22 protein-coding genes and 1 pseudogene are annotated in these 25,032 nt (G+C 40.7%); 19 read left to right on the forward strand and 4 right to left on the reverse strand.

Annotated features, from left to right (window positions below):
• Positions 1-2 precede the first annotated feature (2 nt).
• The 11 genes from IGJ28_RS13690 to IGJ28_RS13740 all read left to right on the forward strand — a co-directional run bounded on the left by IGJ28_RS13690 (position 3) and on the right by IGJ28_RS13740 (position 10,994).
• Positions 3-851: an ABC transporter ATP-binding protein gene (locus IGJ28_RS13690; protein ID WP_003125549.1), complete on the forward strand. Its 849-nt coding sequence runs from the start codon at positions 3-5 to the stop codon at positions 849-851.
• Positions 851-1,507 (forward strand): ABC-2 transporter permease, encoded by a 657-nt coding sequence (locus tag IGJ28_RS13695; protein ID WP_171917291.1) that lies wholly within the window; start codon positions 851-853, stop codon positions 1,505-1,507. The genes IGJ28_RS13690 and IGJ28_RS13695 overlap by 1 nt, the downstream gene beginning before the upstream one ends.
• Positions 1,508-1,844: 337 nt before the next feature.
• Positions 1,845-2,297 carry a MarR family winged helix-turn-helix transcriptional regulator gene (locus IGJ28_RS13700; protein ID WP_003125551.1) on the forward strand — a complete coding sequence of 151 codons (453 nt, stop codon included), beginning with the start codon at positions 1,845-1,847 and terminating at the stop codon, positions 2,295-2,297.
• Between the two features lie 184 nt (positions 2,298-2,481).
• Positions 2,482-3,192, forward strand: coding sequence for a B3/B4 domain-containing protein (locus IGJ28_RS13705; protein WP_252711560.1), 711 nt, complete (start codon positions 2,482-2,484; stop codon positions 3,190-3,192).
• A 358-nt stretch (positions 3,193-3,550) separates the two neighbouring features.
• Entirely contained in the window at positions 3,551-6,325 is a 2,775-nt protein-coding gene (locus IGJ28_RS13710) for a sigma 54-interacting transcriptional regulator (RefSeq protein ID WP_438845452.1), read from the forward strand.
• A gap of 83 nt (positions 6,326-6,408) precedes the next feature.
• On the forward strand, positions 6,409-6,828 hold the full coding sequence (locus IGJ28_RS13715; protein ID WP_005470492.1) for a PTS sugar transporter subunit IIA: 420 nt from the start codon (positions 6,409-6,411) through the stop codon (positions 6,826-6,828).
• Between the two features lie 10 nt (positions 6,829-6,838).
• Positions 6,839-7,309, forward strand: a complete 471-nt coding sequence (locus IGJ28_RS13720; RefSeq protein WP_029486434.1) for a PTS sugar transporter subunit IIB — start codon at positions 6,839-6,841, stop codon at positions 7,307-7,309.
• A 17-nt stretch (positions 7,310-7,326) separates the two neighbouring features.
• A complete protein-coding gene (locus IGJ28_RS13725; RefSeq protein ID WP_029486435.1) occupies positions 7,327-8,112 on the forward strand; it encodes a PTS mannose/fructose/sorbose/N-acetylgalactosamine transporter subunit IIC in 786 nt (261 codons plus the stop codon).
• A complete protein-coding gene (locus tag IGJ28_RS13730) occupies positions 8,096-8,917 on the forward strand; it encodes a PTS system mannose/fructose/sorbose family transporter subunit IID (RefSeq protein WP_034706995.1) in 822 nt (273 codons plus the stop codon). Before IGJ28_RS13725 ends, IGJ28_RS13730 begins: the two co-directional genes overlap by 17 nt.
• Positions 8,918-8,929: 12 nt before the next feature.
• Positions 8,930-9,979 (forward strand): SIS domain-containing protein, encoded by a 1,050-nt coding sequence (locus IGJ28_RS13735; RefSeq protein ID WP_060813775.1) that lies wholly within the window; start codon positions 8,930-8,932, stop codon positions 9,977-9,979.
• A gap of 10 nt (positions 9,980-9,989) precedes the next feature.
• Positions 9,990-10,994 (forward strand): SIS domain-containing protein, encoded by a 1,005-nt coding sequence (locus IGJ28_RS13740; RefSeq protein ID WP_060813774.1) that lies wholly within the window; start codon positions 9,990-9,992, stop codon positions 10,992-10,994.
• A 514-nt stretch (positions 10,995-11,508) separates the two neighbouring features.
• Here IGJ28_RS13740 and IGJ28_RS13745 read toward each other — a convergent pair.
• Both IGJ28_RS13745 and IGJ28_RS13750 read right to left on the reverse strand, forming a co-directional pair.
• The gene (locus IGJ28_RS13745; protein WP_029486440.1) at positions 11,509-11,835 is read right to left on the reverse strand and encodes a YbjQ family protein; all 327 of its coding nucleotides are present in this window, start codon (positions 11,833-11,835) and stop codon (positions 11,509-11,511) included.
• A 16-nt stretch (positions 11,836-11,851) separates the two neighbouring features.
• A complete protein-coding gene (locus tag IGJ28_RS13750; RefSeq protein ID WP_252711558.1) occupies positions 11,852-12,583 on the reverse strand; it encodes a MerR family transcriptional regulator in 732 nt (243 codons plus the stop codon).
• A 243-nt stretch (positions 12,584-12,826) separates the two neighbouring features.
• Here IGJ28_RS13750 and IGJ28_RS13755 point away from each other — a divergent pair, with 243 nt between their 5' ends.
• Positions 12,827-13,867, forward strand: a complete 1,041-nt coding sequence (locus IGJ28_RS13755) for a DUF1002 domain-containing protein (protein WP_156247722.1) — start codon at positions 12,827-12,829, stop codon at positions 13,865-13,867.
• 102 nt (positions 13,868-13,969) lie between these two features.
• Positions 13,970-14,341, forward strand: coding sequence for a YccF domain-containing protein (locus IGJ28_RS13760; protein WP_252711787.1), 372 nt, complete (start codon positions 13,970-13,972; stop codon positions 14,339-14,341).
• Positions 14,342-14,637: 296 nt separating this feature from the next.
• Here the strand turns inward: IGJ28_RS13760 and IGJ28_RS13765 are convergent, their stop codons facing one another.
• Entirely contained in the window at positions 14,638-15,012 is a 375-nt protein-coding gene (locus tag IGJ28_RS13765) for a VanZ family protein (protein ID WP_252711557.1), read from the reverse strand.
• A 280-nt stretch (positions 15,013-15,292) separates the two neighbouring features.
• Between IGJ28_RS13765 and kdpA the strand changes: the two genes are divergently transcribed.
• The 5 genes and pseudogenes from kdpA (at position 15,293) to IGJ28_RS13790 (ending at position 22,866) form a co-directional block, all read left to right on the forward strand.
• Positions 15,293-16,969: a potassium-transporting ATPase subunit KdpA gene (gene kdpA / locus IGJ28_RS13770; RefSeq protein ID WP_138371160.1), complete on the forward strand. Its 1,677-nt coding sequence runs from the start codon at positions 15,293-15,295 to the stop codon at positions 16,967-16,969.
• 10 nt (positions 16,970-16,979) lie between these two features.
• Positions 16,980-19,016, forward strand: a pseudogene (gene kdpB, locus IGJ28_RS13775) (potassium-transporting ATPase subunit KdpB); the annotation flags it as partial.
• A gap of 24 nt (positions 19,017-19,040) precedes the next feature.
• Positions 19,041-19,562, forward strand: coding sequence for a potassium-transporting ATPase subunit C (locus tag IGJ28_RS13780; RefSeq protein ID WP_003125567.1), 522 nt, complete (start codon positions 19,041-19,043; stop codon positions 19,560-19,562).
• A 25-nt stretch (positions 19,563-19,587) separates the two neighbouring features.
• Positions 19,588-22,164 (forward strand): DUF4118 domain-containing protein, encoded by a 2,577-nt coding sequence (locus IGJ28_RS13785; RefSeq protein ID WP_438845453.1) that lies wholly within the window; start codon positions 19,588-19,590, stop codon positions 22,162-22,164.
• Between the two features lie 15 nt (positions 22,165-22,179).
• Positions 22,180-22,866 (forward strand): response regulator transcription factor, encoded by a 687-nt coding sequence (locus IGJ28_RS13790; RefSeq protein WP_021150372.1) that lies wholly within the window; start codon positions 22,180-22,182, stop codon positions 22,864-22,866.
• A gap of 261 nt (positions 22,867-23,127) precedes the next feature.
• Here the strand turns inward: IGJ28_RS13790 and IGJ28_RS13795 are convergent, their stop codons facing one another.
• Positions 23,128-23,976, reverse strand: a complete 849-nt coding sequence (locus IGJ28_RS13795) for a MurR/RpiR family transcriptional regulator (RefSeq protein WP_003125570.1) — start codon at positions 23,974-23,976, stop codon at positions 23,128-23,130.
• A gap of 151 nt (positions 23,977-24,127) precedes the next feature.
• On the opposite strand from IGJ28_RS13795, the gene gnd reads away from it, so the two are divergent.
• Positions 24,128-25,030, forward strand: a complete 903-nt coding sequence (gnd, locus tag IGJ28_RS13800; protein ID WP_252711554.1) for a phosphogluconate dehydrogenase (NAD(+)-dependent, decarboxylating) — start codon at positions 24,128-24,130, stop codon at positions 25,028-25,030.
• Positions 25,031-25,032 lie beyond the last annotated feature (2 nt).

Raw genomic sequence — 25,032 nt, forward strand, 5'->3', positions numbered from 1 at the left:
ACATGTTGAAAATTGAGCATCTAAAAAAGCAGTATGATAATTTTTCTCTTGATTGTTCATTAGAAGTTCAAAAAGGTACTATCACAGGGCTGATTGGTCAAAATGGAGCAGGTAAAAGTACTACGTTTAAAGCAGCTCTTGGTTTAATTCCTTTTGACAGTGGGAAGATCACACTTTTAGGCAAGGATAGTAAAGAACTCACCCCAAAAGAGAAGGAAAAGTTAGGTGTTGTTTTATCCGATTCTGGCTTCAGCGGCTATTTAAGGATTAAAGATATTGTTCCTATTTTACGGACAATGTATAGCGAATTTGACGAAGACTTTTTTACCGAACAAATTCAGCGATTCCAACTACCAGTGGATAAAAGACTCAACGACTTTTCAACAGGGATGAAAGCAAAACTAAAAGTATTAGTAGCTATATCGCATCACGCTAAATTGTTGCTTTTAGATGAGCCGACAGCTGGCTTGGATGTGATTGCCAGAGATGAATTACTTTTGATGTTGAGAGAGTTCATGGAAAAAGATGAAGAGTGTGCGATTTTGATCAGTTCCCATATCTCTAGTGATTTAGAAACACTTTGTGATGATCTTTATATGATCCATGATGGACGAATGATCTTACACGAAGAGACCGATGTCTTGTTAAGTGATTATGCACTATTGAAAGTTGATCCGGAGCAATACAAAGAACTGGATAAACAATTTATTCTCCGATACAAAGAAGAAAGCTATGGGTATAGTTGTTTAACGAATCAAAAACAATTTTATATGGAGAATTTTCCTAAAATAGTCATTGAAAAAGGATCAATTGATGAAGTGATTATGATGATGGTAAGGGGGCGTGAATAATGACAGGTTTGTTGGTAAAAGATTTTAAATTGATGGCCACACAAAAAAATTTCTTTTTGGTTATTCTTTTGATTGTAATAGGAATGATCTCGTTTACAGAGGATGTATCATTCCCACTAGGTTTCTTAACCTTTGCGCTTTCTTTATTCACATTAAGCACTATCAGCTATGATGAATTTGACAATGGGTATGCGTTTTTATTCACTTTACCTATTACTCGAGTGGGCTATGTGCTGGAAAAATATTGTCTAGGATTTCTACTGGGATTTAGTTCATGGCTTTTGGCAACTTTCTTAGGATTGATTGCAACAGTTGTTAGAGATACTACTTCTCTCACTGAGATCTGGCAGATTGCAGCAATGATTCTGCCTGTTATGATCATCATCCAATCTATTATGATTCCCTTCCAACTAAAGTTTGGCGGCGAAAAGGGCAGAATTGCCATTATTGGTGCTGTTGGACTTCTGATAGTCGCTGGTGTTGTGATTGTAAAAGGGGCAAAGCTCTTCTTTAATGTTGATCTGATTGCTCAATTGAACACATTGCCCATCGTCAGCATGGGAATGCTCTTTCTTATTGCATTAGTGATTGCTATGCTACTTTTTGCACTCTCTGTGAGGATCAGTATTTCGATTATGAAAAAGAAGCAATTCTAAAGAGTTCTTTTTTGAATAAAAGAGAATACGTGTCAGAAAAACAGACAAAACGAACTGAGGGAAAAAATCAGCTAGTCTTTAGATAGAGGATACCTCTGACGGGTTCTAGTGAATGATCAATGGTTTAGCTCTCTTCCTCCAAGCAATGAGCAAATGAAACAATCTTTGTTGTTAGTCATGTGGTTGGCGAAATATGATCAACTAGCAACAGAATGTATAAGTGATAAAAATATTTTTTAAAAGAGTGAAACATTGGTTTCGCTCTTTTCTATTCTGGGAAAATGTTGCATTTGCAACAATAAAAAGGTAGGATAATGATAGAAGAGGAGAAAGAAGAATGAATGACATTTTACGAGAAATTGGCTCGATTAGCCGAATGCTTGATGCCATTGCCAATATTGAATTTAAAGAGTTAAAGCTGAACAAAGGGCAGTATATTTATTTGGTTCGTATTTTTGAGAATGAGGGGATTATCCCTGAACGATTAGCAGAGGTGATTAAAGTCGATCGGACAACGCTGTCAAGAGCTGTCCGAAAGTTGGAAGAGAATGGATTCATTTTAAAAGAATCCGATCCGTTCAATAAAAAAATCAAACATTTATACACAACTGAAAAAGGAAAGCATGTTGTGCAGTTTATCTTAAGAGAAAACGAATACTCGAACAAAATCGCTACCACTCAACTATCCGCATCAGAAATAGAAACGGTGTCAAATTTACTTTCAAAGATCAGAGAATCTATTGAATCGGATTGGGCGATTGTAAAGAATGGTGGAAAAAGAGACTACTAATTAGATAGAGCAGGAGAAATCGGCACTGTAGGATAGAAAATCGTTTTCTTTTTCAAAAATGTGATCAACCTTCCCTAGTTTAAAAGGACAGGTTTAAATAATGATCAACTTTTGGAATCAATTGGCGGAACTAGCAAATATTGTTTTGCCGCTTTTTTATTAATACATTTGGAGTGTGAAAGTAATGAAGAAAATAGTGATTGATCAAGCATTCTGGGAAATCTTTCCCCAAGCACAAATTAGTTATCTCGTTGTGAAAGGGATCGACAATTCAATAGATCCTGCAAAAGAAAGTTATTTTACGGAATTGCTGGAAAACGGTAAGCGCGAAGCTAAGCGATTCTTAACGAATGCAACCTTCAGTGAAAATCCAGTTGTCCAAGAATGGCGGGAAGCTTTCCAAAAATTTAAAACAAAAAAAGGTGCCCGTTCTTCCTTAGAAGCATTGTTGAAGCGTGTCAATCAAGATCGAACTTTTTTTCCAATCAATCCATTAGTAGATCTCTACAATAGTGTCTCTATGAAGTATGGGATGCCTTTAGGTGGAGAAGATTTGGCTGCAATCGCAGGTGATTTACACCTTGGACTAGCCAAGGGTGGGGAGTCATTTTTCCCATTAGGCGCCGAGGCGGATGCGCCAGCTCTAGCAGGAGAATTGATTTACTATGACGAGCAAGGAGCCATCTGCCGCTGTTTAAATTGGCGAGAAGCGCAACGCACGATGTTAAAAGAAGAGACCGTCAACGCAGTATTGTTCATTGAATCAATCAATGAAGAACAACATTTACGGGCTGATGCCGCAATGGCTGAGTTGAAAAAATTAGTCGAAGACTACTTCAAAGTCGAAACCAGCCTATATACCTTGAGCCGAGATCATACGGAAGCAACGATTTAAGAAAGGAATAGAATGCAATAAGTAGAGAGTATTGTAAAGGAATAAACAGGGAGGACTTGTTGCGGAACCGTCAGCTTTGATGATTTACTTTAGATTGCAAGAAATAGAAGTATCTATGAAAATGAAAAGAGTCTCTAGCGGAAGGGCAAGATCTGTGAACGGTCTAAAAAAAATGTGACTGCCTTGAGTGATTTTTATTGGATCATAAATTTTATGCTAAGGACTCTTTTCAAGATGACCTATAGTCGAGGGAAATATCCTCGAAATTATTCATTCCAAGCAACTTCCTCTGTCACCTCTTGGCTTTTTAAGAATCGTAAGCTATGATAAACGGAGAAAGAGGACAAGGAGAACAGCGATGAAAGAACAATTACTTGCTTACTTGCAAAACCAGACGGCTTTTTTCTCTGCAGAAAATGTAAGCGATGTCTTTACAGCGAAAGATATTGCCGAGAAGTTTTCAGTCAAGAGAAACACGATCAGTCACTATTTGAATCAGCTAACGGAAGAAGGTCGTTTAGTGAAAATTGCGACCCGACCCGTTTATTTTTTTCATAAGCAGGCATTTGAGAGCCAAAACTACCCCTTAACACAAAACGTATACGAGAGTCTGGCTGCTGTTGCGGCGGAAAAACCTTTTTTTGATCAAAAAGAAGATTTCTTTTCCAGTGTGATCGGCAGCAAAGGCAGTCTGGCAGAAGTCATTGAACAGATCAAGATGGCCGCCTTCTATCCAAATGGTGGGCTTCCCTTCTTACTGACGGGGGAAAGTGGGACGGGGAAGAGTTTTCTGGTAAAAATGTTCCATCACTATTGTGTGGCCAATGAATTATTGGAGGTTGATGCGCCTTTGATCACCATCAATTGCGCACAGTACGCCAACAACCAAGAGCTATTGACTAGTAATTTATTTGGACATGTCAAAGGGGCTTTTACCGGCGCAGAGGAAGATCGTGCTGGTGCTTTTGAAGCAGCAGATGGCGGTGTCTTGTTTCTCGATGAAGTTCATCGGTTGAATGCTGAAGGACAGGAAAAATTATTCACTTTTCTGGATCAAGGTGTCATCTATCGAATGGGGGATACAAGACGACCAGTCACGGTGGATTGTCGGTTGGTGTTTGCAACGACAGAAGATTTGAAACAAACTTTTCTAACAACTTTTTTGCGGCGAATCCCGATCCAAGCGACATTACCTGCTTTGGAAGAACGAACGATTTCTGAACGGAAGCAACTGATCTTGCAAGCATTTTTTGAAGAGCAAAAGCGCATCGGTTTGCCGTTAGAACTCTCACCTCAAGTGATCGAAATGTTAACGACGAGTCATTTTTCTGGGAATGTCGGTGAATTGAAAAGTACGATCAAGATTATTACTGCCAAAAGCTATACTGCTAGTCTAAAGCGGAAAGCCAAAAAAATAGCAGTCACGGTCTATCATTTACCAGAACATTTACTGCAATTGACAGATGAACCCAATGAGTCAGCGACGACGCAATCGATTCTTATCGATGGGCAAACGCAAATCCAGCAGCTGACTGCCGAAAGTGAGCCAGAACAACAAAAGATCATTCAAACATATGAACAAATCCTGCTCAATTATGTCCAGGCAGGACAGGATTTTACAGCTGCAGCTGATCCTATTTCTAAAGTGATTGAAAGACTATTCGAAAATTTATTGTTTGATCATAAGCAAGAACAAAAGCAGCGGACGATGATTTTTGTGACCGAGCATGTCCAGCGAATGATGGAGCAGATTGAACATTCCTTCCAAATCAGCTTTAACGGCAGCATGGTTTATACGATCAGTTATTATTTATGGCTGCGGCGAAATGTGGAGTGGCTGCCGGATGATCAAGACAAACTTTTATTGACAGAGAACCTACTGAAGAGCGTTAAAAAGCATTATTCGACAAGTGATCGCTACACCGAAAATCTGTTAGGGCTAGTACAAAAAGCATTGGATATCGAGTTAACCAGTATGGACCGCATTATCTTTACACTCTATATCAACGATATGGGGTATACCAAAGATTCATTGCTTCCGAGAAGTATCATCGTGGCTCATGGCTACGCAACTGCCAGCAGCATTGCGAATGTAGCGAATCGTTTTTTGAATGAATCGGTTTTTCAGTCTTTCGATATGCCATTAGATGTCACGCCCAAGCAAATTGCAGAAAGGGTCACCGCATATATTCAAAAAAATGATGTATCTAATGGACTAGTGGTCTTGTTCGACATGGGTTCGTTGAAAGAAATCTATCAGTATATTCCAGAATTGACGGTTCCAATCGTCATGATGAACAATGTAACGACAAGTGTAGCCATCGCTGTGGGGGAATGTATCCAGCAAAATGTTTCGCTGAGGGAAATTCCAGAACGGGTAAATGCCTACAGTCAAAATGAATGGGAGATTATTCTTCCGCAAATGAAAAAAGAGAAAGTTGTCATCACAACGTGTTCAACAGGAATTGGAACTGCGGTTCAAATCTCAAATTTATTAGAAAAGAGCATTCCAGATCATTTACAGATTCGAATTCTCCCTTATGAGTTCAATCAGTTGGAAAATAGGGAACATGTCAAACAGGCTTTGACATCGTATGACATTGTTGGTGTTGTAGGAACCAACAAACCTCGTCAAGAGCTGGCTCCTTTTATTTCTTTAGAAGAACTGATTTCTGGCGCAGGTACAGCAGTGCTATTAAGTTGGCTGAAAGAAGAATTGGATGAAGAGATGATTGCTTATGTGAACAATCAATTAGTAAGAAACTTTTCGCTGGATCGAGTGATTCAATCTGTGACGATTCTAGATACAGAGAAAGTGATTTCTCAAATGGAATTCTTTGTGGGGAATCTGGAACGTATATGGCAGCAAAGAATCACTAATGACCGCAAGCTTGCGTTGTTTGTCCATACAAGTTGTTTGATCGAACGACTGATTCGAAATGAAGCCATTGAGAATTATCATGCCAGCGGCACACTGCTTCAGTGTCATGAAAAACAGCTGAAAGAGATCAAAAAGGCGTTTAGTGTCATTGAAAAGGTTTACAGTGTCGCGATACCAGAATCTGAAGTTTGCTATATTTATGATGTTTTATTTGGAAACACGGATTCTTCAATGGTTGAAGCGGATTTTTAATCGATAAGGAAAGCGTGCCACTTTTTTTGGCACGCTTTTTGCGTTTAATAAAGTGTAACTTGGCGCAAAGAGAGGTGAAAGCAGTGGAGCAAATCATTATTTTAGCATCACACGGTAAATTTGCATCAGGAATCTTGCATTCTTTAGAACTTATTTGTGGAAAAAAACAATCAGTCATTGCCATTGATTGTTATGTTCAAGAAGCATTCGATCTAACAGCAACTATAGATACACTGATGGAAACCTATAAACAGCACGAAATGATCGTTATCACAGATATTTTCGGTGGCAGTGTGAACAATGAATTTTTACGTTATATCCAACAACCGAATTTCTACTTGATCGCAGGATTGAATTTGCCATTGTTGATTGAATTGACAACACAACTTCAAGGAGGAGGTGCCATCTCAGAAACGATCCACCAAACGTTGGCTAATTCGAAAGATATGATCCAGTTCTGCAATGAGAGTGTAGCAAAAGAAATCGAAGAAGAAGAATTTTAGGAGGAACGACATGATTATTTTGACACGAGTCGATCACCGACTCTTACATGGACAAGTTGCATTTTCTTGGACGCAAAGCTTAGGGGCAGATTGTATCTTGATCGCCAATGATGATGTGCCGACAAATGACATTCGTAAGACAACGATCAAACTAGCTAAACCACAAGGCGTTAAGCTAGTAATCAAAACAATCGAAGATTCTATTCATGCGTTGAAAAGCGGTGTGACCGATAAATACAAGTTGTTCATCGTGGTGGAATCCATTGAAGATGCCTATAAGTTAGCGGAAAACTATCCAGAGATCACTAAAATCAATTTGGGCGGGATCAAAGCCAAAGAAGGCACCAAGAATATTGGCAAAGCAGTCAATGTTTTACCGTTTGAAGAAGAACTTCTGAAAAAAATGGTTGCTAAAGGAATCGCTGTCGATATCCGGCAAGTACCTTCAGATAAAAAAGTCGCTGTCGAAGATGTTTTATAAAGAAAGGAGTAACAGAGATGCTGCAAGCAATATTACTTGGAATTGTTGCATTTATCGCGCAATCTGAATATGCATTAGGAACGTCATTACTGTCGCGTCCTATTGTTACTGGATTGTTTACAGGAATCGTATTAGGGGATGTCAGCACCGGAATCATTATGGGTGCAACACTGGAACTAGCGTTTATCGGCTCTTTTTCTGTTGGTGCGTCTATTCCGCCCGATGTCGTAACTGGTGGGATTCTTGGTACAGCCTTTGCAATTACAGCAGGAGCGGGAACGGAGACGGCTTTATTGTTAGGACTCCCGATCGCAACATTGACACTTATCTTGAAAAATGTTTACTTGGGACTGCTCATTCCTATGATGAACCAAAAAGCCGATTTGTACGCGGCAGATGGTAACTACAAAGGTGTGGAAAGAATGCACTTATTGGCAGGTTTTGGCTTATCACTGATGTTGGCCCTTGTAGTTACGATTTCCTTCATGGTAGGCAGTAATACGATTAGTAAATTGTTGGATATGATTCCGGCCTTTGTTCAGAACGGTTTATCAGTAGCAACTGGCTTGATTCCAGCCCTTGGATTTGCCATGTTGGCTAGGTTACTGATCAATAAACAAGTTGCTCCTTATTTCTTTTTAGGGTTTGCATTAGCAGCTTATTTAGAGCTGCCTGTTACAGGAATTGCAATCTTTGGTGCGATAACAGCCGTTGTAGTTGTGAATCTAAGAAACATACGCGGACAAGGGCAATCTGTTCAAACGACTTCAGGGGAGGTACTAGATGATGATGAAGACTTCTAATGAGAAAGCCGAAATTACCAAAAAAGAATTGAATCGTGTCTTCTGGCGTTCGTTTCAAATGGAGTTCTCATGGAACTATGAGCGGCAAATGAACCTGGCTTATGTCTATGCGATGATTCCGATTTTAAAGAAACTGTACAAAACAAAAGAATCGATGGCCGATGCATTGAAACGTCATCTGGAATTTTTCAACACGACCCCTCATATCGTGACACTTATTTTAGGAATCAATGCAGCGATGGAAGAAGAAAATGTGAATGATCCAAATTTTGATTCCTCAGCGATCGATAACATCAAGACATCCTTGATGGGACCTTTAGCTGGGATTGGGGATTCCTTCTTTTGGGGAACGTTACGGCTGATCGCCACTGGAGTAGGAACTTCATTGGCTTTACAAGGAAACATATTGGGACCGATTCTCTTTCTGCTGATTTTCAATATTCCTCATTTACTGTTTCGTTATTTTGCTACTGGTTGGGGATATAAGCTTGGAACAGGATTTTTAAAGAAAATCCAGGAAAACGGTATGATGGAAAGCTTAACATACGGCGCCGCGATCATTGGATTGATGGTCGTGGGAGGAATGACAGCTACGATGATCGATATCAATATCCCATTACAGATCGGTTCGGGTGAAAATGCTGTTACAGTACAAAGTATCTTTGATGATATCGTCCCGAAAATTTTATCATTAGGTGCGTTTGGGGCTGTCTTTTATCTGCTGAAAAAAGAAGTCAAGCCGTTGATTATTCTGCTTGGATTAGCAGTAGTTGGTATTTTGGGATCCTTGATTGGACTTTTTTAAGGAGGAATTGTTGTGGCAACGATGATGGATTATATTCAGGAAGAGCAAGAAACATTAGTTGAGATATTGCAGGGATTTGTTCCTAAAAAAGAAGAAAGAAGATCAGCGATTGAACATTTAATGATTTTGGCAACAGGCTCTTCTGCCAATGCCTGTTTAGCAGCAAAGTACGCACTGGAGAAGTTGGCGCAGATCACTGTCACGATCGAGGAACCATACCACTTTAATCATTATGGTCATCTTTCAAAAGAAATTGAGACAGTTCTGGCGGTTTCTCAAAGTGGAAAAAGTGCCTCGACAATAGATGCCGTGGCGCATTTGTCAGAGCAAGGTCTTTACACCATCGGTTTGAGCAGTGATCTCGAAAGCCCCCTTGTGCAAAAAGTAAACGAAAGAATTGATCTAGGAACCGGGATCGAGACCGTTGGATTCGTGACGAAGGGATATGTCGCAACGGTATTGCAACTCTATCTGTTAGGCGTATCGATTGGCTACAGCAAAGGCTTATTGTCCGATGACCAAGTGTCGATTATCAAAAGCCAGTTAGAGAAGATGATTGAGGCCGTTCCTCAAGTCATTGATAAAACGATAGCTTTTTTTGAGAAAAACGTCAGTACTTTTAAACTAGCCAATCGGTTTGTGACAATTGGTTACGGTCCAAACTGGGGAACCGCAAAAGAATTTGAAACGAAATTTACCGAAACTGTTCGAGTACCTTCTCAAGGCGTGGAATTAGAAGCGTATATGCACGGTCCTTATCTTGAAGCAAACCATGAACATGTGCTTTTCTTTATTGAAGCGCCAAGCTCGAATCAAACAAGATCTCAGTTATTGCGTGATTATATGACTTCTCATGTGGGGAAAGCTTATACAATCACTGTAGCAGCAGCGGCTGACTCCGATACACTTGGGCTGGATGTTGCATGTGAGGAACTTTTTTCTCCGTTGCTCTTAGTTATTCCGTTTCAAATTTTCTCCTATCTTGGGGCAGCTGCTAAAGGAATCGATTTAAGTAAACGTATTTTTGACGATTTTGATCAAGTGTTAAAAAGTAAAATTTAGAGGTGGAAAAATGCTTAAATTTAATGAACAACAACAAATTGACGATATCCAAGGAATGTTAGACTTGCGCCCAGAAATTGAAAAGTTGGTCGACACCCTTGACGAAAAAGGCTTTGATGCGATCTATTATCTAGGAATTGGCGGCACTTATGCTTCTGCTATGCAAGCAGTTACTTATATCAATGGAAAAAGTGATCTGCCTGTTTATGTCCAACATGCGGCGGAATACTATACAACAGGGAACCGTCGCTTGACAAAAGACTCATTAGTTATCTTGTCATCTGTCACTGGTACGACACAAGAAGTGGTAAAGGCTGTCGCAGAAATCAAAAAAGTAGGAGCGACATTGCTAGGATTTATTGATACAAAAGGCAGTGTCTTGGCAGAACAGTGTGACCATGTCATCACGTATCCTGCACCAGGAACAGAACAAATCAAATTCTTTATGGTTGCGGATCGTTTAATGAAAAATCATGGGGATTTTCCTGATTACGAAGAGTATTATCAAGAATTGGATCAGCATCTAGCAAAAGGATTAGTAGAAGCAGAGAAACAAGCGGATGAATTTGGCCGATCGTTTGCGGAAAAACATCGTCATGATGCGATGCACTATTTCATCGGTGCGGGAAATCAATGGGGTGCTGTTTATTCTTACGCTATGTGTTACTGGGAAGAACAAAGCTGGTTGCGTTCTAAATCAATCCACGCCGCTGAATTTCTTCACGGGACGTTGGAAATCGTTGATGAAACAACCCCTGTGACCGTCTTTTTAGGCGAAGATGAACAGCGGCCATTATCAGAAAGAGTAGCTAAATTATTGCCAAGAATTTGTGGCGACTATACATTGATCGACACGAAAGACTATCCTGTTTCAGGAATCAGTGAGAAATATCGTGGCCGTGTACTGTCTCATTTATTGATGCATTGCGTGACACAACGTATTGATGCCTATGTCGAGCAAATGAATTGCCACCCAATGGAGATACGACGCTACTATCGCCAGTTTGAGTATTGATAGCATACAGACCTTAGATAACTCTTATAAGTTTCAAAGAAACGAGGCATATAACGCTTACTTCATAATGAAGAAGCAGGAATAGATTCAATTATGAACAAGCGGCCTACTGGTCAATCTACTCAGGATTGATCGATAGGCCGTACTTTTTTGACTTGTTAAGAGGTCTATGTGTTTAGCGATTGAAGATATATTAATAGACAAATAGAAGCGAAGGCTTTTTTCTTTTTTCTAATAAATTTTCTATTTAAATCACTTTGTCACAGGTGATTTTTTGTTTTTAATTGTGCATAGTGTAAATGATAGACTTTTCTTCCTAAATTTGTTGCTGGGAAAAAATAGTGCCGCTTGATTGGAGTTGTGAGTTATTAAAAGGGTCTTATACCTAGACTCTCAAAAAAACATACTTTTTTCTCAGGAGAAAAATTAATGTGGAAAGAATGAGCTATCACGGCATAATGCTGCCTTACATTGTTTAGTAAGCTGATTTTTTATAGATGAGAGCCTAGTGCATCTATTCTTCAACAACAACTGCTGTTCCGCTAGCTGTTACAACGATGAGCATGATATCAGAATTTACAAATTGATTATAACTAACACGGGTATTGATTATCGCGTTTGCAGATAGACTACGGGCTTGTGATTCTAATTCTAAAAGAGCCAATTTCCTTCCGCTTGAATATTCATTAGAATAAGTAGTAGATTTTCCGCCAAATATCCCTTTAATACCACTGATTGTATCTTTCACAATGTTAATTGAAATGACTTGTTCATTAAAGATAGCTCCTTTTACTTCACGAATTCTTTTATCCGCAATTGTTTCCGTTGTTACTGTAAACATATCCAATCCTCTTTTCTTATAATTTAATCTCAACAGTAAAAATGGTGGCATTATTATAGGCTAATGAACAATAGATATTTTCAAAAACTAAGAAATGATGTGGTGAAGTATCCTTTATAGCCAGTAATTTATCAGCTAAAAAAAGATCAATATTTTTTTTAATGCAGTCTTCCGTATTAACGATAAAGCTCATACTGGCATAAGTCCCTTTAGCAAAGAAAAGATCATCCTCTTTATTTTTGCTTTGAAAGCAAGGAATCACTTCATTTTCATTATGAACATAGAATAGTTGATCGAGGGACGAGAAGTTCATTTTTGTTGCTTTGATCAAATCAATCTCGGAATTATCAAGAACCGTTTCCGGAAAAGGATGGAAGTAGCGATCCGCTCTTTCAAAGAAAGTTATTTCATTTAGCTTGTAGCGTTCTTGAGCCTGGATGATGTTCTGCACGGTATTTTTTATAGCAAGTAATTCGTCGATTTTTTTTTGAAGATTTTGTTCAGCTTCCAAAAAATAGTGGGCTACATCCTCTTCAGTTAAAACCGTTTTAATTGTTTTAAGAGAGTAGCCAATGTTCCTAAGAACGATAATTTGATATAATCTATAAACATTTTCTTCATCGAAAAAGAAATAACCATTGTCTCTCCTTTCCTTAGGTGTCAGCAAATCAATATCAATATAGTGCCGGATTGTGTGTTTTGAAATAGAAAATAAGGTTGCTAGTTCACTTGTTGTCAGTAATTTCATCGTTCGCCTCCTAATAATCAGTATATAGTGTCGGGTAACCACACAGTCAATAACAAATGTAATAAAGATAATAAGTACGTTTGTAGTCAGTATCCTCAATATTGCGATAAAAAAACATTTTTAATTTTTTCTTTAAACAAGTAGATCATAAATTTTCCTTCAAATCCGACCCTAGCCGTAGGTCGAAACGTATCTCTTATAGTACAATAATAGAAACAGGAAAATAGTTAGATGGAGGATACTATGAAAAAAAATATCAGAAAAAAACAAATGATTTTAGCCACTCTCTTGGTTTCTAGCCAAGTTTTAGTTGCCGCACCATTAGCATTTGCTGAAGAATCAACTTCAAGTGAAGGGAGCTCAGCAATCTCACAAACGATCGAAACCTCGTCTTCGGCAGCTTCAGAGACAGCAAGCTCAGAAACTGCGACTTCTACGACGGATAGTAAAGAAAAATTGCAGATCAATGCGGTAGCCATCGGTAATGCATTAACAAAAGAGCAAGAAAACTATACCCTGGATCAACTGGGGATCAAAGGAGAAACACCGATCTATACGACTTCAGGTTCCGATTTAATGAAATATATCCCTGATGGTGGCTTTACTAAAGATTGGGCGGTGTATAGTTCTGTCCGCATGCAGACCCTTGATAGTGGCGAAGGAATCACGGTGGATATTGCGACACCTAAAAATATCACCCGCATCACTGCCGCACAATACCAAAATGCCGCACTGACTGCTGGGATCACAGATGCTAAGCTAACAGTAGCTTCTGCTGTACCGATTGACGGTTCTGGGGCATTGGCAGGAGTCTACAAAATCGTTGAAGAATCCGGCGGCATCATCAATCAAGATCGTGTCAGTGTTGCGCAAGATGAAATGGATGTCTTATCAACCATTACAGAAGAAAACAAAGACAAAGAAGGCTATTCTGATGAAGCTCTGAATGCTGCACAAGAACAAGCGAAAACAGAGCTAGCTGCTCAAACAGCTGATGGCTCAGAGTTGACTCAATCCGATATTCAAGCAACTGTTGAAAAAGCATTGAAAGACAATGGTTTAGAGGGAATCGTGACTTCGGATCAAGTTACTGAATTGACAACATTGATGAGCGACATGAAAGACAAAAATATTTTTGAAGATTTTGTCAAAGAGTTGGATCTTTCAGAAGCCCGCAAACAAATTGAAGAAAAATCCAAAGGACTATGGGAAAATGTTAAAAACTTCTTCAGTGGACTTTGGTCTTCGATCACGGGTGTATTTGGCGGAAATTCTAACGAATAAGCAGTTGGCTAAATGAATGTAATCAAAAACGAACGAAGGATAATGCAAGGCGGTCGTCATTTATGATGGCCGCTTTTTTCAAAGGAAAGGAATGTGATGAGTATGAGTTGTTTAGGAAACCTGATTTGGATGATTTTTGGTGGATTGCTTGGTGCAATTTCGTGGTTTTTGGCCGGTTGTCTGTGGTGTGTGACGATCATCGGTATCCCGATTGGTTTGCAGTGTTTTAAATTCGCTTCTTTATCATTGGCCCCTTTTGGAAAAGAAGTTGTCTATAGTGGTTCAGGGGTTTCTTTGCTATTGAATATCCTGTGGCTGATTTTTTCAGGAATACCTTTGGCAATCGCTCATCTGATGAGTGCCATTCTCTTAACGATTACGATTATTGGGATTCCTTTTGCGAAACAGTCGCTGAAACTAGCGGGTCTAGCATTGATGCCTTTTGGTGCCACGATCGTTTCAACAAATTGCTAAACAAAGTGATCTGCTTGATTTCCGGCAACAGCAATACCCATCTAGTAAAACTGCAAGATTTTCTTTTCGAATAGACAGATACGAAAAAGAGCCTTTTGACGGGCTCTTTTTTGCTTGCTCCGATAGTTGATTTACGACTCACTAGGGGAATGAAGCATAAATTTTCTAAGAAAGGATCGCTCAGGCAGCACAGTGAAAAGAAAGCGACTGAGCAAATAACCAAGTAATGCCCCAACGGTATTTGCAATCAAATCCACGACATCTGCCCCTCGCCAGCCGCCTAGGAAATAATTGCTTTAAAACTGCAGTACTTCGATACTAAAGCTGACTAAAAAAACTAGCAGAACAGCTCGTAAGGCAGAAGTTTTTTTTACCATCAGATAATAAAAAACAGTTAATGGGGCCAACATAATGAGATTAGGGAGCATCGAAAGATCTGCTGCTAAGGAGAAGTTGATGCGACTAAGCCAATCGGATTGATTGGCATAGACCCCTGTTTGGATTTGAAAAGGGAAAAAAGTCAAGTAAAGGACAGCGAAACTATAGAAAACAAAGGCTCCAACCGTTATTTTTTGAAAAAGTGAAAGCTGAGCAGCATTGTAACGCAGAATCAAATAGCAAGTAACAAGAAATAACGGGATTAAGACCAGACCCGAGATCGTAAACTGCATTATTGATTGCTCCTTTCTAGATTAAGTGAGACAAGTATAACCAAATATAACAGGGTGGGCAAGAAGATAAATCCGCTAATTCGCTGTAAACAGACAGATTGTGTTACAGCTCATCGTATAAAGAAGATATAAAGAAATCCAGCGAACCTTGATACTATCTTTACAACATTTTTTTTAAGATAAGATCAAAGGAGAGGAAGAAGATGTTACTACTTTTAGGATGTTTGAGTTTTGGATTGATGCTTTATCTATTTTGGTTTCTGTTCAAGGGGGAAGAGTTATGATGAGCTTTGTTTTTCAAGGGCTGTTTTTCTTTTTTGTATTACTGATTTTAGCAGCCCCTTTAGGGTTTTATATCAAGATGATCATGACGGGGGAGACGCCCCGTTTCGTCCGCTTTATCCAACCGATCGAGCGTGGTTTCTATCGGTTGATCGGTTCTGAAAGTCAGCGAAAAATGTCCGCAAAACGTTATTTGATCAGTGTATTAGGGCTAGGAATCAGTTCGCTGCTGTTTTTGACGGTACTTTTAATGGTTCAAGGTTGGCTGCCGGGTGGAGCAAAGGTTGATAATCTGTCTTTTGATTTAGCACTTAATACAGCTGTCAGCTTTATCACTAATACGAACTGGCAAGCATATTCTGGCGAGTTGGCACTATCCAATAGTACGCAAGTCTTTGGTTTGACTGTCCAAAATTTCTTGTCGGCGGCAGTTGGATTGGCTGTTCTTTGTGCATTCATTCGTGGATTGGTTCAGAAAAAAGAATCCTATTTAGGCAATTTCTGGCAAGACATGGTTCGCGGATTATTGTATATCCTATTACCACTGTCCACGATCATTGCGATTTTATTGATCTCTCAAGGAGTCGTTCAAACCTTCAGTAGCGGAATGGCCTACAACAGTTTGGAAGGAGAAAATCTTTGGTTATATCTTGGCCCTGTTGCTAGTCAAGTGGCTATCAAACAGTTAGGGACGAACGGTGGCGGCTTTTTTGGGGCCAATTCGGCCCATCCATTTGAGAATCCGACGATTTTTTCAAACTTTATCGAGAATTTAGCCATTCTCCTTTTACCAGCTGCGCTGATTTTTGCTTTTGGCTTTTGGGTAAAAGACTGGAAACAAGGACGAACGATTTTATTTGTTTCGCTGTTTTTCCTATTTGCCGCTTTTTTAGGCGTATTGATCAGTGAAAACTATGGACCGATTTTCAACGATGTCGTTGGTTCAGCCAATATGGAAGGCAAAGAAATTCGCTTTGGGATTGGCTGGTCAAGTTTGTGGGCAGTCAGTACCACGGCAGCTTCCAACGGATCGGTCAACGCGATGTTGGATAGCTTCACTCCATTAGGCGGTGCAGTGCCGATGTTTCTCATGCAACTAGGGGAAATCATTTTTGGTGGTGTCGGTAGCGGGCTTTATGGGATGTTAGCATTTCTGCTTTTAGCAGTGTTCATTGCCGGACTGCTTGTTGGACGCACACCAGAATATTTAGGCAAGAAAATCGAAGCCTTTGATATCAAAATGGCAAGTTTAGTCATTTTGACGCCGCTTCTGCTGACGCTGTTTGGGGCGATGGCGCTTGCGATGCACCCGGATATTTTGGAATGGTTGACCAACAAAGGGGCTCACGGATTTAGTGAACTGTTATACGGAGCAACATCATTGGCTAATAACAACGGAAGTGCATTTAATGGGTTGTTAGCAGATACCCCATTCTTGAATGTCTTAGGTAGTGGACTCATGCTTTTCTCTCGGTATATTCCGATCATCGCCGTTTTATTTTTGGCTGAAAACATGGGACGCAAGAAGAAAGTAGCTGTGAATGACGGTACTCTTTCTACCGTCAATCCGACATTCGTCACGATGTTGATGATTGTGATTTTAGTGATCGGGGCATTAAGTTTTCTACCTGCATTGGCATTAGGTCCGATCGCAGATTTTCTTACACTGAAATAAAAAGGAGAAGAATAAAATGAAAAAGATATATCGCTGGGCAATCAAGCAAGCATTTCTCAAACTAGATCCGCGGCAACAAATAAAAAATCCAGTGATGTTCGTGGTTTATATTGGTGCCATCGCAGCGACGGTTCTCTGCTTTGAACAATCTGACATTCCATTGTGGTTTACCATCACGATCACCAGCTTACTTTGGCTCACATTACTGTTCGCAAATTTTGCTGAAGCGGTCGCGGAAGGTCGTGGGAAAGCTCAGGCAGATAGCTTAAAACAAGCCAAAAAAGATGTCATGACTTACAAAATCAATGATTTACAGGATATCCAATCAGAGCAGTTCATCGAAATGAAGTCATCAGATTTGAAAAAAGGTGACTTGGTTTATGTCGTTTCTGGACAACAGATTCCGGCAGACGGCGATGTCATTGAAGGTGCTGCCTCGGTAGATGAAAGTGCCATTACGGGTGAATCAGCGCCAGTAATTCGAGAATCAGGTGGAGACCGCAGTGCAGTCACTGGCGGGACAACAGTGGTTTCCGATTACTTGGTCATTCGAGTGACGTCTGAAAATGGACATTCGTTTTTGGATAAAATGATTTCAATGGTAGAAGGGACACAACGCAAAAAAACGCCTAATGAAATTGGGCTGCAGATTTTTCTGATCACATTGACGATCATCTTTTTAGCGGTGGCAGTAACATTAGTCCCATTTACGGAATTAAGCAGTATTCTTTCGCAAAAAGGAACCGCGCTTTCTAGTATTGTAATTATTGCATTGCTCGTTTGTCTAGCCCCAACGACCATCGGTGCACTGATCTCTTCGATCGGGATTGCTGGAATGAGCCGTCTGACGAAAGAAAATGTTATTGCCATGAGCGGTCGTGCCATCGAAGCGGCTGGTGATGTCGATATTTTGTTATTGGATAAAACAGGAACCATTACACTGGGAAATCGTCGGGCAAGTGCCTTTCTACCTGTAGCCGGTATTAGTGAAGAACAATTAGCAGATGCCGCGCAGCTTTCCTCATTAGCTGACGAAACGGCAGAAGGCCGCAGTATTGTTATTCTAGCCAAAGAAAAATTTGGGATTCGAGAACGCGCTTTTGAACAATCCGAAGTGAAATTTATCGATTTTAGTGCCAAAACACGGATGAGCGGCATGGATTATCGTGGCGATCAAATTCGTAAAGGTGCGGCGGATACGATCAAGAAATATGTGCTCGCTCGTGGCGGTACCTACCCACCACAGTGTGACCAAATCGTAGCCAAAGTGGCGCACTCTGGGGGTACCCCGTTGGTAGTTGTCAAAAATGACCAAGTCATGGGGGTCATCTATTTGAAGGACATCGTCAAAAACGGTGTGCAGGAAAATTTTGCCGATATGCGGAAAATGGGTATCAAAACTATCATGATCACAGGAGACAACCCGTTGACCGCAGCAGCGATTGCAGCAGAAGCGGGAGTCGATGATTTCCTCGCTGAAGCAACGCCAGAAAACAAAATGGAATTGATTCGGCAATACCAAGAAAAAGGACACTTGGTTGCCATGACCGGCGACGGAACCAACGATGCACCAGCATTGGCTCAAGCAGATGTGGCAATGGCTATGAATACTGGAACACAGGCTGCCAAAGAGGCTGGCAACATGATCGATCTGGATTCCAGTCCAACCAAATTGCTGCAGGTCGTACGAATCGGTAAACAGCTGTTGATGACTCGTGGTGCATTGACGACATTCAGCATTGCCAATGATGTGGCGAAATATTTCGCCGTGATCCCTGTTCTTTTTTATGGCATCTATCCTGAACTGACGCAATTGAACGTGATGCAGTTAGGTAGTCCACTGACGGCGATCTTGTCAGCCGTGATTTACAATGCGGTCATTATCGTTGCTTTGATTCCATTAGCTCTAAAAGGAGTCAAATACAAAGAAAAACCAGCCAGCCAAATTTTGCGCCACAATTTACTGGTATATGGACTAGGCGGATTGATCGCACCTTTCATTTTTATCAAATTGATCGATATCGTGCTAAGCTTTTTCCTACTATGAACAAATTGAAAGAAGGATGCAGAAATGAAAAAGATTCTAGGGACTCAATTGCGTTTCTTGGTGTTTAGTATTTTGTTTTTTGGCGGGGTGTATACGGCTGTGATCACTGGTGTCGGTCAATTGCTATTTTCCAACCAAGCCAATGGTAGTCAACGAATGGTAGAGGGAGAAGTAGTTGGTTCAACACTGATTGGTCAGCAGTTCCTGCAACCAGGCTACTTTGCTGGCAGAAGCAATGCGGTCTCCCAATTGTCTCCGGTCTCTGCGGAACAAGAGGGACTGGTATCCGACAGAAAGACCGCGCTTCAAAGAGAAAATCAAATCACAGAGGTACCGGTTGATCTGGTGACTGCATCAGCCAGCGGATTAGATCCGCATATTAGTGTCGCTGCAGCCGAGATACAAGTACCTCGCATCGCCAAAGAACGTAAACAGAAGGAAACAGCCATTCGTGCTATAATAAAAGAAAAGACACAAAAAGATTGGTTTTCTGATCGAACATTTGTCAATGTGCTTGAACTGAATTTAGCATTAGATAAACTGTAAGTGATTGTTGATGGGAGAAGCAAACATGGATAGACCAACATCAGTAGATACATTGAAAGCAGAAAATCGAAAAAAAGGCCGGCTGCGGGTGTACTTTGGCTTTGCTGCAGGAGTAGGAAAAACTTACGCCATGCTTTTAGAAGCACAGGAACTAAAAGCCCTCGGCAAAGATGTGGTGATAGGCTACATCGAACCCCATGATCGTCCAGATACCAATAGTCTGCTGGTTGGTTTGCCGCAGATTCTGTTGAAAGAAATCCAATACAAAGGGATCACGTTGACTGAACCAGATATCGATGCGATCATTCAGCAGCAGCCTGCGATTGTCTTAATCGATGAGTTGGCCCATACGAACGCTGAAGGATCAAGAAATCGCAAGAGGTATCAAGACATTGAAGAACTTTTAAATGCCGGTATTGATGTGCATACGACGGTCAATGTCCAACACATTGAAAGCTTGAATGATATTGTAGAAGAAGTAACTGGGATCGAAGTCAAAGAGACGGTCCCAGATACATTCTTCCAACAAGCAACATTGAAAGTGATCGATGTCGAGCCGGATGAGCTGATCGATCGGTTGGCACAAGGAAAAATCTATGCCAACGAAAATGCCAAGCGAGCGTTGCAGAATTTTTTTATTCCCAAAAAACTGGAACAACTGCGGGGATTGGCGATTCAGCGGGCTTCTGACCACATCAATCGAATCAGTGGCCGAACCAATGGAATCCAGAGCAAACTGATCACGATTGTCCAGGATGCATTCCCTAAAATGGCAGAAAAAAGTATTCGTTGGACAGCGCGATTAGCGCAAGGCCTAGGTGCTGAATGGACTGTGCTTTACATACGTTCGGAAGAAAAAAATGAAGCAACGACATTAGCCGAAAAGTTAGGCGCGGAAGTCGTTGTCATTGAAGAAGACAATTATTTTGAAACAATCATCGAATATGCCAAGCTGGTGGGAGCCACCGACATCATCATGGGTAAAAACCTGGCCAAGCCATGGTATGAGAAACTGTTTGTGGAAGAACTTGATGTGCGGCTACTGAAACGGTTGCCTGACACTGAGATTCATTTGATTCCTTACAAAGAGGAGCGTGCTTCTATTTTTTCTCTTTCCAAGAAAGTCATTGAAGGAGGGGGAAAGGATCTAGCGATTGCCCTGATCAGTGTTTTCTTAGCGACACTGACGACTGAAGTGATGCAGTATTTGCATTTTGGTGATCAGAATTTGATGCTCGTCTACATTTTTTTTATTCTACTTGTAGCGCGTCTAACTTCAGGCTATTTCTGGAGCGCTCTTTCTTCGATCCTGAGCGTCCTAGCCTTCAACTGGTTCTTCGTTGAACCACTGTACTCCTTGACCGTCTATAAACAAGGTTATCCGATTACGTTAGTCATCATGCTGCTTGTCGCACTAATGATCAGTAATCTAATGGTTCGTTTAAAAAAACAAGCTGTTCATTCAATGGAAAAAGAACAGCAGATGGAAATACTTTATGAGCTGAACAAGCAATTTGTTCTAGCAGAAGACCGGCAGCAGATTTTTGATTTGTCAGCCACCTATCTGGCCCGCTTGTTAGATCGCGAAGTGATTTTGTATGATGCACAAGCGCAAAAACAAAGCCAATATGGAGCAAAAAAACAATCCGCATTGAGTCATCCGGAAGAAGCGGCTGTTGCTTATTGGTCTGCCAAAAATCAGAAAGAGTCTGGCTATGGGACCGATACATTAAGTGGTGCAAAGGGATTTTATTTACCGATTATTGCCAATAGCAAAACACTGGCCGTTTTAGGAATTCGCAGAAGCCGTAATTTTCCACTTGAGAACAGCCAACTAAATTATCTGCGCTTAGTGTTGACCCAGTTAGCTGTGATTTTAGAACAAACAGAATTGAAGGATGAAAAAGAAAAAATTGAATTAGAAAATGAACGAGAAAAAGTTCGCAGCAATTTGTTGCGGGCCATCTCTCATGATTTACGGACACCTTTAACGGCAATTTCAGGAATTGCGGAGACGCTCTTACAAACTAATAACTCTTTAAAGGAAGCGACTCGCAGCAAGTTATTGAGAGACATCCAAAGTGAGTCCCAATGGCTGATCCGCATGGTGGAGAATTTGCTTTCGATCACTCGCATCAACATGGACACGATGCAAGTCAAGAAAACCCCAGAACCAATCGAAGAGATCATTGGCGCAGTCTATGAACATGCAAAAAAAGTCTATCCGGAAAAAGAGTTGATCGTTCAGTTGCCGGAATCGGTCCTGTTCGTAGAAGTAGATCCGATTTTGATGGAACAAGCGATTTTTAATTTAGTAGAAAATGCCTTTCGACATGGTTCAGACTCGGAAAAAGTCTACTTGTCTGTATTTCAAGAAGGAGCGAAAACGGTATGTGAAATAAAAAATACCGGGGAAATATCGATGAAGCAGTTTGAACGGATCCAATCAAATCTGTCTTCAGACAATGAAGTGCCGGTAGACTCAAAAAATGGTCTCGGCATCGGCCTGAGTATCGTCAAAACCATTGTTCATGCCCATCATGGCAAGTTGGAGATGGCCGTAGCAGATGGTCAAACGGTCGTACGCATTTATTTGAATTAACTGGAGGTGGGCATCATGGGAAGAACTGTCTTGCTGATTGAAGACGATCCGACGATCGCCGATTTTATGGAAGTCGTTTTAGAAAAAGAAAGGTATCATATTCGAGTAGCAGAGACTGGAATGGCTGCTCTGACGATTTTTCAGGAACAATCCTTTGACTTGATTTTACTTGACCTAGGACTACCCGATATTGACGGCATGGAGTTATTGAAAATCATTCGCAAACGGATGGCGGTGCCATTGATCGTGATTTCAGCTCGCAGCAATGAAAGCGAGAAAGTCAAAGCGTTGGATCTTGGTGCGGATGATTATGTGACCAAGCCATTTGGTATGAATGAATTGCTTGCAAGGATCCGCACAGCATTCAGGCATCGGAAGCAAGAGCCAATGCCGCTAGTCATCAAGAATGGTGAATTAACACTTGATACTGAAAGGCAGCTTTTGACTAAGGCCGGAACAGAGATCCATTTAACCAAAAATGAGTACCGAATTTTAACTGTTTTGTTCCAACATCTAGGCAAAGTCGTAACGTACCAAACGTTGGCGACAGAAGTTTGGGGACCTTATGGCACTGATCCGCAAGTATTGCGGGTCAATATGTCAAATATACGAAAAAAGATCGAGACCAATACCATCAGTCCCGAATACTTGATCACTGAGATCGGTCTCGGTTATCGCTTAAGGGATCATCGCGACTTGTGAGGATTTTTAACAAGAGAAAGCAGACTGTTTTTCTATGAGGAAAGACAGTCTGCTTTTTTCTATTATCATGGACTAAAAATCGAACACGCTTATGCTTAGACGGTATCAGAACTTTAATCGTTAGCTTTGGTTTTTATTTAGACTAGCCATCAATCCTCTGAAGTCCAAAGAAAGGAGAGCAGAGGAAATTACTTTTACATAACCCATTAGTACATGATTGAAAGGTTTTAAAGATTAGGCTGCTACGCTATTTAAAGAAGGCTATTCTTTGATTTTAGAAATCGTACGTCGAACTTTCGCAATGGAGTCTTGGGATTTGTTGCGGTTGATAAACATCAAAATCACATAGAGCGAATCGATGATACTTAGTTGAGAGATTCTGGAAGCAAGAGCTTCTGAACGAAATTCGATCTCTTCGGAAACAGAAATAAATACGACATCCCCTAATTTGGCTAGCGGAGATGCTGCGTGACTGGTAATAACGATAACTTTGGCGCCGCAATCTTTGGCGACTTGCGCAAGTTCAATCGTTTCTTTCGATTTACCCGTATGAGAAATCAACAGGGCACAATCTTCTGGGGTCAGTAACGCTGCTTCCATCAACTGAATGTGATAATCCGCACTGTGAACGACAGAAATCGGTGAGCGCAAGAATTTATGGTATGCATCAGCTGCAACGATTTCAGAACCGCCTACGCCAAAAAAGAACAATCGCTTGGCACTGTCGATCATTTGGACGGCTTGTTTCAAATCTTCTTCTTGCAGTAGTTTTCGCGTATCGGTCAATGTGGTGAGGTTGGAATCAAAGACTTTGCGCGCCATGGTCAGCTCGTTATCTGATTGCTGAATATTTTCGTGGAAAGAGATGGCGGATAAATCATTTTCTTGCATCAACATGGCCATCTTAAAGTCTTTAAAACCGTTGTAACCAAGTTTTTTTGTAAATTGAAAAAATGTCGAATCCGCCATTCCTAGCTCATTTGCTAAATCACTAATGGAACTATGGCTAACCTTACTGGGGTTTTCGAGTATGTAATCGGCGATTGCTTGTTCTTTGGGGCTTAAGTCTTTATAGAGGGTCTTGATTTTTAAGCGAATCGATATAGTCATAGTGTTTTTCTCCTTTTTCAATACATTCCGAAGCCTTCATTTTTAAAGTACAACGATTTCCAAAGAAATGCAAATAAAAAATATTTTTTATTATTTATATTTACAAAAAAATATTTTTTTGTATAATGAAGATAGAAATGGAGGCGCTATCATGGAGATTGGTATTATCGGTCTTGGCAAAATGGGCTTGAACTTAGCAAGCAATTTAAAAGATCATGGCTATCGAACGAAAGGGCTGGATCTTTCAGAACAAGCACGACTTGCTGCACGAAGGGAGGGAATAGAAACATATGAGACTATCAGCCAAATGGTCGCTTCATTTACTGGCAAACGAGTCATCTGGCTGATGCTGCCAGCAGGGGAAATCACAGAATCGGTACTAAAAGACTTGCTGCCACTTGTTTTGCCAGAAGATATCGTGATAGAAGGTGGAAATTCAAATTATAAAGATTCGATTCGACGAGGGAAACAATTTGCAGACAAAGAGGTTGCCTATTTGGATTGCGGCACTTCAGGAGGAATCTCCGGTGCGCGCAAGAATGCTTGTCTGATGGTCGGCGGCGACTTAAATGCCTTTCATTCGATCGAACAAGTATTCAAAGATGTTGCTATTGAAGGCGGATATCTTTATGCAGGCGCATCAGGAAGCGGTCACTTCTTGAAGATGATCCACAACGGGATCGAATATGGCATGATGCAAGCAATCGGTGAAGGGTTCCAACTGATTGAGCAGAGTGAGTATGCTTTTGATTTAGCAGCAGTAGCCCATGTCTGGAACCACGGATCGGTAATCCGCAGCTGGCTGATGGAGATTGCCGAAGCACAATTTTCCAACAGCCCCCACTTAGAAGAATATCGGGGTATCGTTGCTGCTTCAGGAGAAGCCAAATGGACGGTGGAAACAGCACTGGAAATGGACGTTGCCGTTCCAGCGATTGCATTAAGTCTTTTCATGAGAAATTTATCACAAGAACAAGACAGCTTCTCAGCAAAAGTGGTGTCTGCGCTGAGAAATGGATTTGGCGGACACGAAATCGTAACAAAAACGGAATAAAG

Origin of the sequence: Enterococcus sp. AZ091, from assembly GCF_051714805.1 — a bacterium.
Lineage (GTDB): Bacteria > Bacillota > Bacilli > Lactobacillales > Enterococcaceae > Enterococcus_D > Enterococcus_D gallinarum.